Origin of the sequence: Dactylosporangium salmoneum (assembly GCF_039532525.1) — a bacterium.
Taxonomy (GTDB): domain Bacteria; phylum Actinomycetota; class Actinomycetes; order Mycobacteriales; family Micromonosporaceae; genus Dactylosporangium; species Dactylosporangium salmoneum.
Genome location: NZ_BAAARV010000033.1, coordinates 287,386 through 301,841 on the forward strand (window position 1 = coordinate 287,386; position 14,456 = coordinate 301,841).

Genomic DNA, 14,456 nt, shown 5'->3' on the forward strand with positions numbered 1-14,456 from the left:
CCGCGGCCGAGCACGAGCGGTACCGCCGCGAAGAAACCGGCCACGAGCAGGAACGCGACCGCGGCGGCCGAGGCGGCGACCAGCGCCGGGTTGCCGCCGGAACCGGGGGCGGCCGCGGCCGGCGGCGCGGGGGAGCGGGAGGCGGCGGCGCTGGCCACGTCCGACGGGGGCGGGACCGACGGCGGCGGGGGCTGGGAGGCCGGCGGCTTCGGGCGGAAGTCGTCCTCGACCGGGCGCTGGACCGTGTCGGACTTGGGCAGCGGGTCGAAGGCGACCCAGCCGAAGCCCTTGAACAGCACCTCCGGCCAGGCCAGGGCGTCGGCGCCGCGGATCGCCTTGTCGCCCTTGTGGGCCTGGAAGCCCACGACCACCCGGGTCGGCAGGCCGGCCAGCCGGGCCAGCACCGCGAACGCGGCGGTGAACTGCTCCGACGTGCCCTTCTGGCCGCCCAGCTGCTTCGCGCCGAAGAGGAAGTGCTCGACGTTGGGGTAGGCGTGGCCGCTCGGGGCGTCGGCGACCAGCTTGTAGTGCTCCTCCAGCCACTGCTGGACGGCGAAGGCGCGCTGGTAGGGGTTGGAGACGCCCTCGTTGAGATGGGCCGAGAGCTGGGCGATCGAGTCGGGGACCTTGCCGGGCAGCGCGAGGAAGCGCGCGGCCTCCTCCGGCTCGGGGACGTCGGCGGCGAAGAGCGCCTGGTCGTCGGGGCGGGGCTGCTGGCGGGAGGTGACGGTGTACGTCAGGCCCTTGCGCAGCTTGTCGTTGAGCGCGATGGTCCCGGTGCCGGCGTCGTAGGCGACCCGCACGCCCTCGACCCGCTGCGGGGTGGCGACGCCGGGCAGCAGGCGGCCGTCGAGCTCGTCGATGGTGATGGTCTGGGTGACCTCGGGGCCGTCGCCGTCGGGGCGGCCCAGGACGCGGCCCGCGTTGCGGTACACCGAGCCGATCCGCCAGGTGATGCCGTCGTAGTCGCTGAGCACCGCCAGCCGGATCAGCGGCTCGGCCTGGGCCCCCGGGCCGGGCTGGACGACGGCGTCGAAGAGGTGCTGGTCCTTGTTGAGGTTCCAGCCGGAGAGCCGGACGAGGGGGTTCTCGTCCAGGGCGTCCAGCTGCGGCGGGGTGACGTAGGCGCGCGGGTCGACCGGGGTGTCCCGGCCCTGGCCGGCCACGGCCGGGCCGAGCAGCTGGGAGAGCAGCACGATGACGGCCAGGCCCGCCGCCGCGCCGGCCCCGACCCGCAGGCCCAGGGTGCGCCGCTGCGGTGCGCTCAGCTCGTCGCCGGCGAAGTCGGGGCGGGAGCCGGCGATGAGGCCGATGACCGCGAACGCCGCGTAGGCCAGCGGGATCCAGGTGGTGGACCGGGCCGCGGTGGTGTCCGGGCCGACGAGGTAGAGCGCGCCGCCCAGCAGCGCCGTGGGCGGGGCGTAGGAGAGCAGGACGCGGTGGTACCGCACCCCGACCTCCGCCGCCGCCAGCCCGGCGAGCCAGGTGGCGATGACGGGCAGCAGTACCGTGTCCGGCTGCGGCTCGATCGGGATGAGCGCGGTCAGCAGGCGCGGGATGCTGTTGCGCAGCGCCTCGCGAGCCACGTCGGGGATGGACCCGGCGACCTGGCCGGCCCGCGCGGACACGGCGACGGCGGCGAAGACCATGACGACCAGGCCGAGCACCGACGCCGGGGCGGCGGTGTAGCCGGGCAGGCGGCGCACGGCGACGCTGACGAGCACGGATCCGGCCGCGGCGCAGGCGGTGAGCAGCGGCAGCAGGGTGCCGTTGTAGATGGGGGCCAGGGCCAGGCCGGCCAGGACGAGCATGGCGACCAGGCTGACCGGGACGAGCAGGCGCCTCACCATGCCTGGACCCCGTCCCAGGCGGCGGCGAACTCCTCGCCGTCGCGGGCGGCGAGCACGACGACCCGTTCGAGCGCCGGCCTGGTCTCCCCGAACACGCCCGCCACCAGCGTGGGGTAGGCGGTCTTCAGCGTGCTGACGTGGCTCAGGTCGGGGTCGCCGGTGAGGTAGATCAGCGTGTCGCCGAGGCCGCGCAGCAGCTGCATCGGCTGCACCGCCGCGGACAGTTCCGATTCGGCCAGAATGTCCAGGTAGTCGCGCGTCGAGCGGCCCGCCGCGTGCGCGCCCGAGAGCAGGCGCAGCACGATCGGCAGCTCCTCGCGGAACGCCGCCATGACCAGGGACGCCGCCGCCTCGCAGGCCGCCTCGAACAGTTCGGGGTCCGGGTACGAGGCCCGGCGGTCGTCCAGCAGTACCACCAGGCGGGGAAGGCTGGTGTCCAGCTGCTCGCGCACCATGAGCTCGCCCACCTTGGCCGACGTGCGCCAGTGCACCCGGCGCAGCTCGTCGCCGACGACGTACTCCCGCAGCGTGTCGAACGTGATCGTGCCGTGCGGCACCTTGTCGTCGCGGCCGTCCAGGGAGCGCTGGATGCCGGTCGGCACCGCGTCGAGGCGGTGCACGCGCGGGTACACCCACACCTGCGCCGTCCCGCCGTAGCCGCGGGCCAGGAAGAGCAGGCCGAGCGGGTCCCGGCGCACCACGCGCAGCGGCCCGATCGCGACCACGCCGCGGCGGGCGGTCGGCACCTGGTACTGCGCCGTCGTCTCCCCGCCCGCCTTGAGCCGCAGCAGCGGCACCGGGATCGACACCGTCCCGCACCGGTCGTGCGCGACCAGCGTGGCCCCGCGCAGCCGGCTGGCGTTGCCGACCCGCAGCGTGACCGTGCTCGACTCGCCGCGCATGACCCGGTCCGGCTCCACGCCGCGGTCGACGGTCAGGCGGGGGCGCCACCAGACGTAGCCGGCCGCGAAGATCAGGGCGGCCACCGCGGCGGTGCCGAGCACGACGAGATGCGGGTAGCCGAAGACGAGCCCGACGCCGAGCAGCGCCGCGGCGGCGGCCCCGAGGCCCACGCCGCGCGAGGTGGGACGCATCCGCTCAGGCCGCGGCCGGGGACGGCACGGGGACCGTCTCGAGCACCTGGCGCACGACGTCGGCCGGCGCCACCCCGCGGACCTGCGCGTCGGGCGAGAGCACGAGCCGGTGCGCGAAGACCGGCTCGGCGAGGGTCTTGATGTCCTCGGGCACGACGTAGCCGCGGCCGTCGGTGAGCGCGAAGGCGCTGGCCGCCCGGGTGAGCGCGATGACGCCGCGGGGGCTCACGCCGATGCGTACCTGCGGGTGCGAGCGGGTGGCGTTGGCCAGCTTCACGGCGTACCCCAGCAGCGGATCGGCGATGTGCGCCCGGCGGGCCAGCCGGACCAGCTGGGCCACCACCTGCGTGTCGGCGACCGGGTCGAGCGACTCCGGGGACCGCGTGACGGCGCCGCGCAGCACCTCGATCTCGACCGCCTCGGCCGGGTACCCGACGGCGAGCTTCATGAGGAACCGGTCCAGCTGCGCCTCCGGCAGCCGGTACGTCCCGTCCATCTCGATCGGGTTCTGCGTCGCCACCACCAGGAACGGCCGCGGCACCCCGTGCCGGACGCCGTCCACGGTGACCGTGCGCTCCTCCATGACCTCCAGCAGCGCCGACTGCGTCTTCGGCGAGGCCCGGTTGATCTCGTCGGCGATGACGATGTTGGCGAACACCGGCCCCGGGTGGAACTCGAAGCCGCGGGTCGCCTGGTTGAAGATCGTCACCCCGGTGACGTCGGAGGGCAGCAGGTCCGGCGTGAACTGGATGCGCCGCCACTGCCCCTGCACGCTGGCCGCCATGGCCCGCGCGAGGGTGGTCTTGCCGACCCCGGGCACGTCCTCGAGCAGGACGTGCCCCTCGGCCAGCAGGGCGGTCATGGTCAGCCGGACCACGTGCGGCTTGCCGAGCACGATCGTCTCGACGTTGTGCGCGAGCCGGCCGATCAGCTCGGCGGCCGCGCCGACCTCCTCGTTGCTCGGTGGACCGGAGACGACGGACAGTTCAGGCGCGATCACGGTGCTCCATCAGCATGGCTTCAGCGGCCCCGTGCCGCTGGGGAGGTTGAACCAGGCGTAGGGGATGTAGTTCTCGCCCTTGTACTCGATCTTGATCCACTGGCTGCTCTGCTTGCCGCCGTACGGCTCGGCGTTGATCGACGTGCCGGTGTTGGTCTGGCAGATGGCGACCCAGCTGTCCCCGTTGTACGTGTCGCCGACCGAGGTGCCGTTCTGCGACGGGGTCTTGTACACCCAGATGCCGCCGCCGGAGGCGCCCTTGCCGCAGTAGCTGTTGACGGTGCAGACCACGGTGCCCTTGTACACCGGCGTGCTGATCGACCCGTTGCCGCTCGCCGTCATCCCCGCCGCGTTGGTGATCGAGACCGTGTAGGTGTACGCCGTGTTGGGCCACAGCCCGTTCATCGTCAGCGACCCGGAGCAGGTGCCCTGCGTCCCGCCGACCCCGGCCACGTCGAGCCGGCAGGTGGCCGGCGCGCCGCCGCCGTCGGTGGCGGTGAAGTGGGCGGTGATCGAGTTGAGGGTGGCGGTGTCGGCCCCGTCGTCGACGGTCATCTTCGGCGCCGCGAGCGTGTCGGCGGCCCCGGACGCGGCCGGGCCCATCCCGGCCTTATTGATCGCCCGGACCTGCACGGTGACGTGCTCGGCGTCGTTGAACCCGCCGAACTCGTGGCTCAGCGCGGTGTCGATGTTCGTCTTGGTGCCGTTGACCGTGGCCTCGTAGCCGGTGATCGGCGCCCCGTTGTCCTGCGGCGCCTTCCAGGCCGCCACCACCGTGCCGCGCTTGTCGGCCACCGCCTTGACGGTGAACGAGCCGGGCGCCGTGGGCTTGTTGAACGGCACCACGGACGGGCTCAGCGGCGACTGGGTGGAGCTGGCCCCGATGTCGTTGATGGCGGCCACCTTGAAGGCGACCTGGGTGCCGTACGGCAGCTCCCCGGCCGGGATGCTGATCGCCGGGCCGGCCGTCTCGTACGTCTTCGCCTCAGCCGACGACACGGTCGTCACCACGTACTTGGCGATCTTGTGGCCCTGCCCGTTGGCGGCCGGCCAGGACACCGCGACGGTGCCGTCCGGGTTGGCGGTCGCGGCCACGCTGGCCGGCGGGTCGGGCACCTCGCGGGTCGGCACTACGGGGTTGGCCGCCTTCTTCGGCCCGTTGCCCTTGGCGTTCACCGCGTAGACCGTGAACTTGTACGTCTGCCCGTTGGTCAGCCCCGTGATGTCCAGGGCGCGCAGGCTCCCGCCGACCTCGTGCGGCGGCTGCCCGTCGCCCTCGACCACGTACTTCGTCACCGTGGCGCCGTTGGGCGGGGCGGCCGTCCAGGTCACCCGGGCCACCCCGTCGCCGGCCACCGCGGTGACCCGGCCCGGCGCGCCGGGCGGCCCGACCGGCGGCTTGGCCGGCGGCGGGGGCGGCGGGACGGGCGGCGCGTCGCCGCCGAGGACGTCGTTGGCGTACTTGTCCACGGTCGTCACGTGGTTCTTGCTGTCCACGACCCGGGCCGTGGAGCCGCCGGGCGCGTTGATGAACATGCGGTCCTCGCGGACCTCGAGCTCCAGCGGCTTGCCGCCGGCCTGGATGCGGATCGGCTCGAGCGCCTTGCCCTGCCCGTCGAGCACGTAGATGGTGCCGGTGGCGTCGTCGGCGCAGTAGAAGCGGCCGGACCAGGCCACGCACGGCTGCAGCCGCGGGCTGTCGCCGGGCACCGCGAAGTCGGTCACCTTGTCGTTGTTGACCACGTAGACGTGCCCGCCGTCGACCACGGTGACCGGCACGTCGGCGCCGACCGTGCGGCCGGGCATCGCGCCCTCGCCCTCGAGCTTCAGCGACACCTTCTTCACGGTGTCGCCGCGCAGGGTGGTCAGCGTGGTGGCGGTCTTGTCCAGCACGGCCACCCCGGCGTCCAGGATGGACAGCGCCAGGTCGTGGCTGGGGTCGGCGACGCCCACCGTCCTGACCTTGACGGGGTCGCCGGTGAACCCGCCGCCCTGGCCGCCACCGGGGGAGGGCTTCTTCTGCGGCGCGGGCTCGATGGCCACGACGGTGCCCTCGGAGGGCACCAGCAGCCAGAGCTTGCCGCTGTCGTCGAACGTGCCGCCGGAGATGCCCGGCGGGAAGCTCAGCGTCTCGCCGACCGGCAGCAGGGTGGCCGGGTCGAGCTGGCGGACCTGCCCCTGCACGGTGTCGACCACGAACGCTGTGTCGTCGTGCACGGCCACGGTCACGCCCAGCCCGGGCGTGGTCTGCGTGGTGGCGCCGAGGCTCAGGCTGGACAGGTCGAGCACGCTGATCTTGCCGGTGTTGAGGTCCCGCAGGATGACGAACCGATCGCTCTGGGTCACCTGCATCGTGTGCCCCTGCGCATCGGTGATCTTCGTGCGCGTGTCGACCTTGCTGGTGACGCCGTTGACGCGGGCCATCTCGCCCTTGTCGGCGCTCCACATCCAGGCGCTGACGTCGAAGCTCGCCACCGCGTGGTTGGCCGCGCCGGTGCCGAACAACGTCAGGCCGAGCACCGCGAGCAGTGCCACGACGGTGGCGAGCGTGACCACCCCGCCGCTCTTGCGTGAGCGCAGGTTCAGACGCATTTCTTCACCATCCCGGCCCCCTCCGGCGAAACCGGCGCCCATCATATTCCCGTCGATGGGTGCCGGATACCCGGGCGTGCTCTCGGCTACCTGCTACTTACGCTTGGTGCATACAAGATCTGAGAGCTGCACGTCCTGTGTGCCGTAGACGGCGGCCACGGTGAAGCAGTACTCGAGCTTCGAGTTCAGGCCGCTGATGGTGTACTTCGTGGTGCCCGCCGGCAGCCCCTGCAACTGCCGCATCGCGCCCTGACTGCCGCCGGCCACGACGAACGGGGCGTTCCCCGCCGACGGGTCCTTCCAGGTGAGCGTGACGCTCGTCGAGTTGTCCTTCAGCTTGAGGCTCCCCGGCGCGCGCGGGTTGCCGGGCGACCCGGCCGACGCCGCCGGGGTCGGGGTGGCCGAGTCGGCGGGCGCCGCCTGCGTGGGCGACGGGTCGGCGACGTCGTTGCCGTTGCTGGCCGCGAAGAACGCGACGCCGGCCGCGATCCCGCCGCCGAGCACCGCCACGATCACGATGACGAGGATCGCGATCATCGGCGAGCGTCGCTTCGGGGCCTCGTCGATCGGCAGCGGGGGCGCGGTCGCCGAGCTGGGCGGGGGCGCGACCTGCCAGTTCGGGCCGGAGAGCGGCTCGTAGTCGGCCCGCTGCAGCACGCCGGGCGCGGCCCGCTGCCACGGCGCGGGCTGGTAGTCGTCCTCCGGCGGCGCTTGGGCCGCCTGGATGTCCTGCAGGGACATCGTCGGCTGGTCTTCCTCGTCCCGCGGCTCCGGCCGGTAGATCGGCAGCTGCTCGGCGGGCGGCGCCTGGAGCGCCGGCGGCTGGAGCGTCGGTGGCTGGGCCTGCAGCGCCGGCTCTTGCGAGGGCGGCGGCGCCTGGCGCGTCGGCTCGTGGGACGGCGGTGGTGCGTGGAACGTCGGTGCCGGCGAGGGCGGTGGTGCGTGGAACGTCGGTGCCGGCGGCGGCGGAGGTGCGTGGGGTGCCGGTGCTTGCGGCGGGTGGCTCACCGGGTCGAAGGTGCGCGGCGGGCTCACCGGGTCGAAGGTCGGCGGCGGGGGCGCCGGGACGTGGACCGCGCCCTCCGGCTCGGGCAGCCCGAGGTACTGCCGGGCGGCCCGCACGCTGGGGTGCCCCTCGCCGAGCGCGGCCGGACCGAGCTTGGCCAGCTGCCCGTAGCGCCGCTTGGCCTCGAAGACGTTGCCCAGCTCGTCGGCGATGCGGGCCAGCTCGTAGGACAGCCCGAGCATGACCGCGTGCCCGTCGCCCAGCCGGTGGTACCCGGCGGCCAGCCCCTCCTCCAGCACCCGGCGCGCGTCGGCCAGCTCGCCCAGCTCGACGTGGTACCGCGCGAGCTGCCCGGTCGCGGCCAGCACGTCCGGGTCGTCGGACCCGAGCGTCGCCGCCGCCGCGTCGAGCGCCTGGTCGAGCAGTGCCAGCGCGCCCCGCTGATCGCCGTGCGCGGCGATCGCCCGGGCGCCCTGCACGGCGTTGGCCAACTGGGCGGACGAAGACACGCGGATACTCTGCCCTGTCCCGCCGCCCGCCCGCCACCCGGTGGGGCACGGATCCCATCGGCGTTGCCCGCGCGCTGGCCGCTGTTCGCCTCCGCGATCGATACTTGTCCGATGGCGAGAGAAACGCTGAGCCCGCTCCCGGGCGCCCGCGAGGGCCGCGACCCGGCGAGGGCCATCAAGCGAGGCCCGAGCCGCGTCCCGCCGGAGGTCGTCGCGGCCAACCAGCGCGAGCGCCTGTTCGACGCGCTCGTCCACACGGTCGCCGAGAAGGGCTACGCCAACGCCACGGTGAGCGACATCTGCCGGGCCGCGGGCGTGACCCGCCCGGCGTTCTACGCCCTCTTCGCCGGCAAGGACGACGCCCTGATCGCCACCTACCGCCACGGCACCGACCTGCTGCTGAAGCTGATGGACGACGCCTACCGCGCCGAGTCCGGCTGGCGCGAGGGCGCCCGCGCCGCGCTGCGGGTCATGCTCCAGGTCCTCGCCGAGCTGCCCGCCTTCGCCACGATGGCGGTCGTCGAGATCGACGCCGCCGGCCCGCACGGCCGGGAGGAGCGGGCCCGCCTGCTGCGCCGCTTCGACCGCTTCTTCGCCGACGCCCCCCGCGCCGCCGACCTGCCGATGCCGGAGGAGCTGGTGGAGACCATCGTCGGCGGCATCTACGCGACGGTCTACCGCTACGTCGCCGCCGGCCGCGTCGACCGCCTTCCCTCGCTGCTGCCGACGTTGTCGTACTTCACGCTGGTGCCCTTCGTGGGGCGCGAGGCGGCGGCGCTGGAGCTGGAGACGTCCCCGTCGGGGCCGGCCCCGGGCAAGCCGGCGGAGTGCCGAATTTCCCCTTAGCGGGGCATTTGCCCGCTTGTTCGCCTGGCCGCAATTTGTCCTTGTGTCGACGTCGCATCCCCGTATTAGGACGGCTCGGGCTTGTACGACATGTCGGGCGCTGGCGCGCCACGACATGTCGGATTTATACCCCGACAGGCGGAAAGCACGACAGGCGGTATTTACCCGGCGACTCGGCGGCGATTTGCCCGAAAAGCCGGACCACCGCGCGGCGATTGCGGCTGTTTCGGACATTTGCCCGGTCAGGGTATAAGTCCGATAAGTCGTGGCGCGCCAGCGCCCGACTTATCGCAAAACAGCGGAGCACTGCGGCGAAATGCTCAGGCGCGCAGGCCCTCGACGAGCAGCACCGCGCCGTCCACCGCCAGGTCGAAGGCCTCCTGCGCCCCGGCGGCCCGGGCCAGGACGTACCCGCCCTGCACCGCCGCGACCACCGCGGCCGCGATCGCGGCGGGCTCGACGTCCGCCCGCAGCTCGCCGTCGCGCTGGCCCTCCGCCACGATCCCGGCGAGCCGGTCGCGCAGCCAGGCGAACGTCTGCTCGACCGGGGCCCGCAGCGCCGGGTCGGCGACGAGGTCCGGGTCGGCGGCGTGCCGGCCGATGGGGCAGCCGCGCAGCGCCGGGCGTTCCCGCCGCAGGTACGCCGCGATCCGCTCGAGCGCCGGGCCGTCCCCGCCCAGCACCGACTCGGCCCGCTCCCGCTCGGCGGCCGCGGTGCGCTCCAGGGCGGCCGCGGTCAGGTCGGCCTTGCCGGCGAAGTGGTGGTACATGCTGCCCTGCCCGGCGCCGGCGCGCTCCTGGACGGCCTTCGGGCTGGTCCCGCCGTACCCGCGCTCCCACAACAGCTCCTGGGCGCTGGTCACGAGGCGTTCGCGCGCGTTCACGACTCGAGCGTACCTACGGGTAGGTACGCCGAGCTCAGGCCATGCGCGGGGTGAGCCGGCCCGGCAGCGCCGAGCGCTGGTGGGGCACCCGCGGCGCGGGGAGCCGCTGCAGGGCGGCGCGGAAGGTGCCGGGGGACTGGCCGGTCTCGCGGGCGAAGAAGCGGCCGAAGTTGGTCGGCTCCTCGAAGCCCAGCCGGCGGCCCACCTCCGAGACCGGCAGCGGGCTGGTGGCCAGCAGGCGCTTGGCCTCCAGGGCCACCCGCTCGTCGATGAGCTGCTTGGCGCTGCGCCCGGTGACCGCCAGGCTGGCCCGGGTCAGCGTGCGCACGGAGCAGCGCAGCTGCTCGGCGTAGTCCTCCACCCGGCGATGGCGCACCTCCCGCTCGAGCTCGGCCCGCAGCTGCCCGATGAGCAGGTCGGCCGGGGCCCGGCGGGGCGGCGGTGCCAGCGCGGCGATGCGCATGAGCAGCACCGCCACCGAGTGGGCCAGCAGCGTGGCCCCGAAGGCGGTGCCGCCGTAGCGCACCTGGTCGACGCCGATCTGCGCGATCTCGGCGACGATCGCCTCCTCGTCCTCGCCGGCCGGCTGCCAGCAGGCGGGGGCGAACGGGTCGCCGACGAGCTCGGGCAGCGGCAGCTCGGGGAGGATGGCCGGGGCGAACGCGAGCACCGTGGCGTCGAAGCCGGCCTGTTCGCCGAACTGGTGCACCTGGCCGGGGCGGCCCCACAGCAGGGTTCCGGGGCGGCAGGCGTACGTCACGAAGTCCAGCGCGTGCGTGCCCTGCCCCGCGCTGACCAGGATCACGACGTGGTCCGCGGTCCGCATGGGGGATCGGCCCACCGGCAGGTCGCTGAGCCGAGCCGCGCCGACAGGGTCTCCGGACAGTCCGCCGATATAGACCATGACCAGCCCGACTGTACCGAAGGCGGGCCATACGGCAAGCGCGGGCAGGTACTACACGCGGATGCCGGCGACGGCCAGCTCCACGATGCGGACCTCCTCGAAGTCCGCGCCCACCTCGGCCAGCCGCTCCGGGCTCAGCGCCTCCCGCAGGGCCGGCAGCAGCTCGGCCTCCTCGTGTTCGTGGTGGTGGCGCACGGCGGCGATGAAGGTTTCGAGGCGGTCGTCGAAGCCCGGCCCCTGCGGGGAGATGCGCTGCAGGTCGTGCAGCATGCGCTCCGCCTCGTGGTGCTCGTCGGCGCCGCGGTGGGCCTCCTCGCGCGCGTCCGCGTCGAGGTCGGCCAGCACGGGGTACACCTTCTGCTCCTCGGCGTGGCTGTGCGCGGTGAGCCGGGCGGCGCACTCGTCCAGCAGCAGCTGGCGGTCGCCCTCGCCAGCCCGCAGGCGCTCGAAGAGCTGCTCCATGATCCGGTGGTCGTTGGTGATCAGCGTGACGGCGTCGGAAGCCATGTCCCCTCCTAAGTTCGTCTCCTCCACGGTCGCGCGTCACGGGGTGGTGGCGCGGGGGAATGAGGGAAACCGGCGGGTGGGAGCCGGGGCCGGGAGGCGGCCGGGCCGTGCCCGCCGGCGGGGCCGGACGGGAAATTGCCGCCGCATGAATCATTGTCGCCAAAAGATATTTCTGTACGACAATGAGTGACAGGACGTGTTGTCGACATTGCCGTACGTGTTGTTACAGCAACGTAAAGTTCCCGCCGCCAGTTGGCTGACTACATCGGAAGCTGTCAGTCGAAAATCCCGCGAGTCCAGCCGTTTGGGTCCGTACGGGTTGGCTAACTCCAGGCGAACGGATGAGTGGGAAACAGGCGTTCGTCGCTGCGAAGGGGCCGTCGGTATTGACACGGATCGGCCGAGCTGTGATTGTGCACAACGTCGATGCGACAGTCGGGATTTCGGGCGCCTTGCGCCCCTGGACCGGCTGGGCCCGCGTTCGACGCGCATTGTCAATCTCGGATGCCTGCGGGGACTTTTCGTGACCCAAAGCCAGAGCTCGCTGCCCGTGCCCGCCCAACGGCAGGGTCGCGACCCGCGGCAGAGCCCCGAGCGTCGGCCTACCCGCCACACCGCGGTCCCCACTCGTCGCGAACTGCCGCCGTCCCCGCGCGGCGCCGCCGAGGGACGCAGCGGCCAGCGGACCGGCCGGCGCATCGTCGACCAGCTGCGGCTCATCGTGGCGCTCCCGCTCGTCGCCGTCATCGTCTTCGCCGGCGTCGCCTTCGTCTCCACCGTGCAGGAGGTGGGCCGCGCCCGCACCCTGCAGGACCTGGCGGCCCTGGCCACCAGCGGCGGCGGCCTGGCACACGCGCTGCAGCGCGAGCGGGCCGCGGCGGTCAACTACGTGCTCAAGGACGAGCCGACCCGGGTCGACGCGTTCCAGCAGCAGGTCCTGCTGACCGACGACGCGGTGCACGCCTACCAGCAGCGCCGCAAGAGCCTCTCCGGCGGCGGCGACTCCGACACCCTGCGCCGCGTCGACTCCGGCCTGGCCGCCCTGGACGGGCTGCGCCAGCAGGTGCGCGCCGACAAGCTGGCCTCGGTGTCGGCCGTCGCCTTCAGCTACCGGATCCTCATCGCCGACCTGCTGGCCTACCGCGAGTCGGTGGCCCGCTCCGGCGCCCCGACCGACCTGGCCGACGAGATCCGCGCCGCGGCCGCCCTCTCCCGCGCCGCCGAGGCGGTCGGCCAGCAGCAGGCCGCCGTGCTGCGCGCGCTCGCCGCCGGCCAGCTCACCCCGGCGCTGCAGCAGGAGATCATCGCGACCCGCACGAGCTTCACCGAGGCCACGGTCTCCTTCAACCAGCTCGCCCCGGCCGAGTGGCGGACCTGGTACGAGCAGGCCGGCATCGGCGAGCAGGTGGTCACCGCCCAGCGGCTGCAGGACCAGGTCGGGCGCACCGCGAACGGGCAGGTCATCGCCGTCGACGCGGCCGCCTGGATCAACGCCATGTCGGGGTGGGAGGGCCTGCTGTACCAGGTGGAGCAGCAGGTCGACGAGAGCATCGAGCAGTCCGTGAAGGTCGTGCACGACGACCAGATGACCCGCGCCGCGCTGCAGAGCGCCGGCGTGGCGGTGGTCCTGCTCGTCGCCATCATCCTCACCGGTGTCGTGGCCCGGCGCCTGACCCGGCGGCTGCGCTACCTGCAGGACGCCGCGCGGACCGTCGCCTACGACCAGCTGCCCTCGGTCGTGGCCGAGCTGCGGGCCGCCGCGCCCGGCACGGTCGACCCCGACGAGGTCGCCGAGCGGGCCTCCTCGACCCTGGCGGTGGCCGGCTCCGACGAGGTCGCCGACGTGGCCCAGGCCTTCCGGGCGGTCCACCGCGAGGCGGTCCGGATCGCCGGTGAGCAGGCCGTCATGCGCTCCAACGTGGCCGAGATCTTCGTCCACCTGTCCCGCCGCGAGCAGCGACTGGTCGACGCGGTGCTGGCCCAGGTCGACAAGGTGGAGCGGGACGAGACCGACCCGGACCGGCTGCAGGACCTCTACCAGCTCGACCACCTGGCCACCCGGATGGCCCGGATCAACCTGAGCCTGCTGGTGCTGGGCGGCTCCGGCGCCGCCCGCGTGCGGCGCGAGGACGCCCCGCTGGGCAAGGTGCTGCAGGCCGCCATCTCCCAGATCGAGCACTACGTGCGGGTCCGCTTCGGCAGCGTCGACGACGACGTGGCCGTCGTCGCCGAGGCGGTCGACGAGATCGTGCACCTGCTGGCCGAGCTGTTGGACAACGCGACCGGCTACTCGCCGCCGGAGTCCGAGGTGTGGGTCACCGGCCGGGCCCTGGGCGACCGGGTCATCGTGCAGGTCGTGGACACCGGCGTCGGCCTGTCCCCGTCCCGCCGCGACCAGCTCAACCAGCTGCTGCTCCACCCGCCGGCGATCGACATCGCCGCCGTGCGCGCCATGGGTCTCACCGTGGTCGGGCACATCGCGGCGCGCTACCAGATCGCCGTCCAGCTGCGCCCCGGCCAGCACGGCGGGACGCTGGCCGAGGTGGTCATCCCCAAGGACGTGTTCCGCCCGATCATGGCCTCGGAGCGGGGGCCGCAGCTCGCGGCCGTCGGCGCCCCGGCCGAGCGTGGCGCGCACGCCGGCAACGGCGCCCGGCCGGTCAACGACCTGTTCACGCCGCAGCGCCAGGCCGAGCCGAGCCTCTTCGAGGTGCCGGCCCAGCAGTGGGCCGCGACCCAGGAGCTGCCCTCGGTCCCCGCCCAGCCGAGCTACCCGCCCGTGCCCGCCCAGGCCTACTCGCCGCCGCCGCCCGCGCAGCAGCCCGCGCCGCCCGGCCCGGGCATGTGGCCGCCGCTGCCCGAGCCCGAGGTGCCGGCGCTGCTCGCCGCGGCCTCTGCCGACGACGACGCGATCGAGCTGCCGATCTTCCAGTCGGTCAACGGCTGGTTCCGGACCGAGACGCCGGCCGGCCTGGAGACCGAGGCCCCCGAGCCGTCGAACTGGGAGTCCGGCGCCGACGCGGGCTGGCAGGCGGCGGCCCAGGCGGCCACGCCGGAGGTCAGCACGACGACCTCGGCGGGCCTGCCGGTCCGCGCGGCCGGGCGGCACCTGGTGCCCGGAGCGGCCGAGCCCTCGCCGCGGCCCGGCACGCCGATCCAGGCGGCCACGCCCAAGCGCGACCCCTCGCGGGTGGCCGCGGCCATGTCGGCCTACGCGCGCGGCGTCGCGAACCGGCGCACGCCGAGCTGATCCGGGCGAGGGGA

The 14,456-nt window shown here is 73.8% G+C and carries 10 protein-coding genes; 2 read left to right on the top strand and 8 right to left on the bottom strand.

The annotated features are described in order from the left end of the window. The 5 genes from ABD352_RS23245 to ABD352_RS23265 all read right to left on the bottom strand — a co-directional run. Positions 1-1,850, bottom strand: a 1,850-nt coding sequence (locus ABD352_RS23245; RefSeq protein WP_344614552.1) for a transglutaminase TgpA family protein, incomplete at its 3' end; no start/stop codon positions are given. Beyond that, a complete protein-coding gene (locus ABD352_RS23250; RefSeq protein ID WP_344614553.1) occupies positions 1,844-2,944 on the bottom strand; it encodes a DUF58 domain-containing protein in 1,101 nt (366 codons plus the stop codon). The genes ABD352_RS23250 and ABD352_RS23245, both read right to left, overlap by 7 nt. A 4-nt stretch (positions 2,945-2,948) precedes the next feature. Beyond that, entirely contained in the window at positions 2,949-3,875 is a 927-nt protein-coding gene (locus ABD352_RS23255; RefSeq protein ID WP_344614618.1) for an AAA family ATPase, read from the bottom strand. Positions 3,876-3,953: 78 nt separating this feature from the next. Beyond that, positions 3,954-6,536, bottom strand: coding sequence for a fibronectin type III domain-containing protein (locus ABD352_RS23260; RefSeq protein WP_344614554.1), 2,583 nt, complete (start codon positions 6,534-6,536; stop codon positions 3,954-3,956). A 93-nt stretch (positions 6,537-6,629) separates the two neighbouring features. Then, on the bottom strand, positions 6,630-8,051 hold the full coding sequence (locus tag ABD352_RS23265; RefSeq protein ID WP_344614555.1) for a hypothetical protein: 1,422 nt from the start codon (positions 8,049-8,051) through the stop codon (positions 6,630-6,632). A gap of 111 nt (positions 8,052-8,162) precedes the next feature. Between ABD352_RS23265 and ABD352_RS23270 the strand changes: the two genes are divergently transcribed. Beyond that, on the top strand, positions 8,163-8,897 hold the full coding sequence (locus tag ABD352_RS23270; RefSeq protein ID WP_344614556.1) for a TetR/AcrR family transcriptional regulator: 735 nt from the start codon (positions 8,163-8,165) through the stop codon (positions 8,895-8,897). 320 nt (positions 8,898-9,217) lie between these two features. Here the strand turns inward: ABD352_RS23270 and ABD352_RS23275 are convergent, their stop codons facing one another. From ABD352_RS23275 to ABD352_RS23285, 3 genes are all read right to left on the bottom strand, one after another. Next, complete coding sequence (locus tag ABD352_RS23275; RefSeq protein ID WP_344614557.1) at positions 9,218-9,781, bottom strand: TetR/AcrR family transcriptional regulator; 564 nt, start codon at positions 9,779-9,781, stop codon at positions 9,218-9,220. 34 nt (positions 9,782-9,815) lie between these two features. After that, positions 9,816-10,607, bottom strand: a complete 792-nt coding sequence (locus ABD352_RS23280) for a helix-turn-helix domain-containing protein (RefSeq protein WP_344614558.1) — start codon at positions 10,605-10,607, stop codon at positions 9,816-9,818. Between the two features lie 129 nt (positions 10,608-10,736). Continuing rightward, positions 10,737-11,192 carry a hemerythrin domain-containing protein gene (locus tag ABD352_RS23285; protein ID WP_344614559.1) on the bottom strand — a complete coding sequence of 152 codons (456 nt, stop codon included), beginning with the start codon at positions 11,190-11,192 and terminating at the stop codon, positions 10,737-10,739. Positions 11,193-11,715: 523 nt separating this feature from the next. On the opposite strand from ABD352_RS23285, the gene ABD352_RS23290 reads away from it, so the two are divergent. After that, on the top strand, positions 11,716-14,442 hold the full coding sequence (locus tag ABD352_RS23290; RefSeq protein WP_344614560.1) for a sensor histidine kinase: 2,727 nt from the start codon (positions 11,716-11,718) through the stop codon (positions 14,440-14,442). Positions 14,443-14,456: the final 14 nt, after the last annotated feature.

What these genes read in the sequence shown, in the direction of transcription:
- ABD352_RS23250 (WP_344614553.1), bottom strand. Translation starts at nt 2,944, where the DNA reads ATGCGTCCCACCTCGCGCGGCGTGGGCCTCGGGGCCGCCGCCGCGGCG.
- ABD352_RS23260 (WP_344614554.1), bottom strand. Translation starts at nt 6,536, where the DNA reads ATGCGTCTGAACCTGCGCTCACGCAAGAGCGGCGGGGTGGTCACGCTC.
- ABD352_RS23270 (WP_344614556.1), top strand. Translation starts at nt 8,163, where the DNA reads ATGGCGAGAGAAACGCTGAGCCCGCTCCCGGGCGCCCGCGAGGGCCGC.
- ABD352_RS23280 (WP_344614558.1), bottom strand. Translation starts at nt 10,607, where the DNA reads ATGCGGACCGCGGACCACGTCGTGATCCTGGTCAGCGCGGGGCAGGGC.
- ABD352_RS23285 (WP_344614559.1), bottom strand. Translation starts at nt 11,192, where the DNA reads ATGGCTTCCGACGCCGTCACGCTGATCACCAACGACCACCGGATCATG.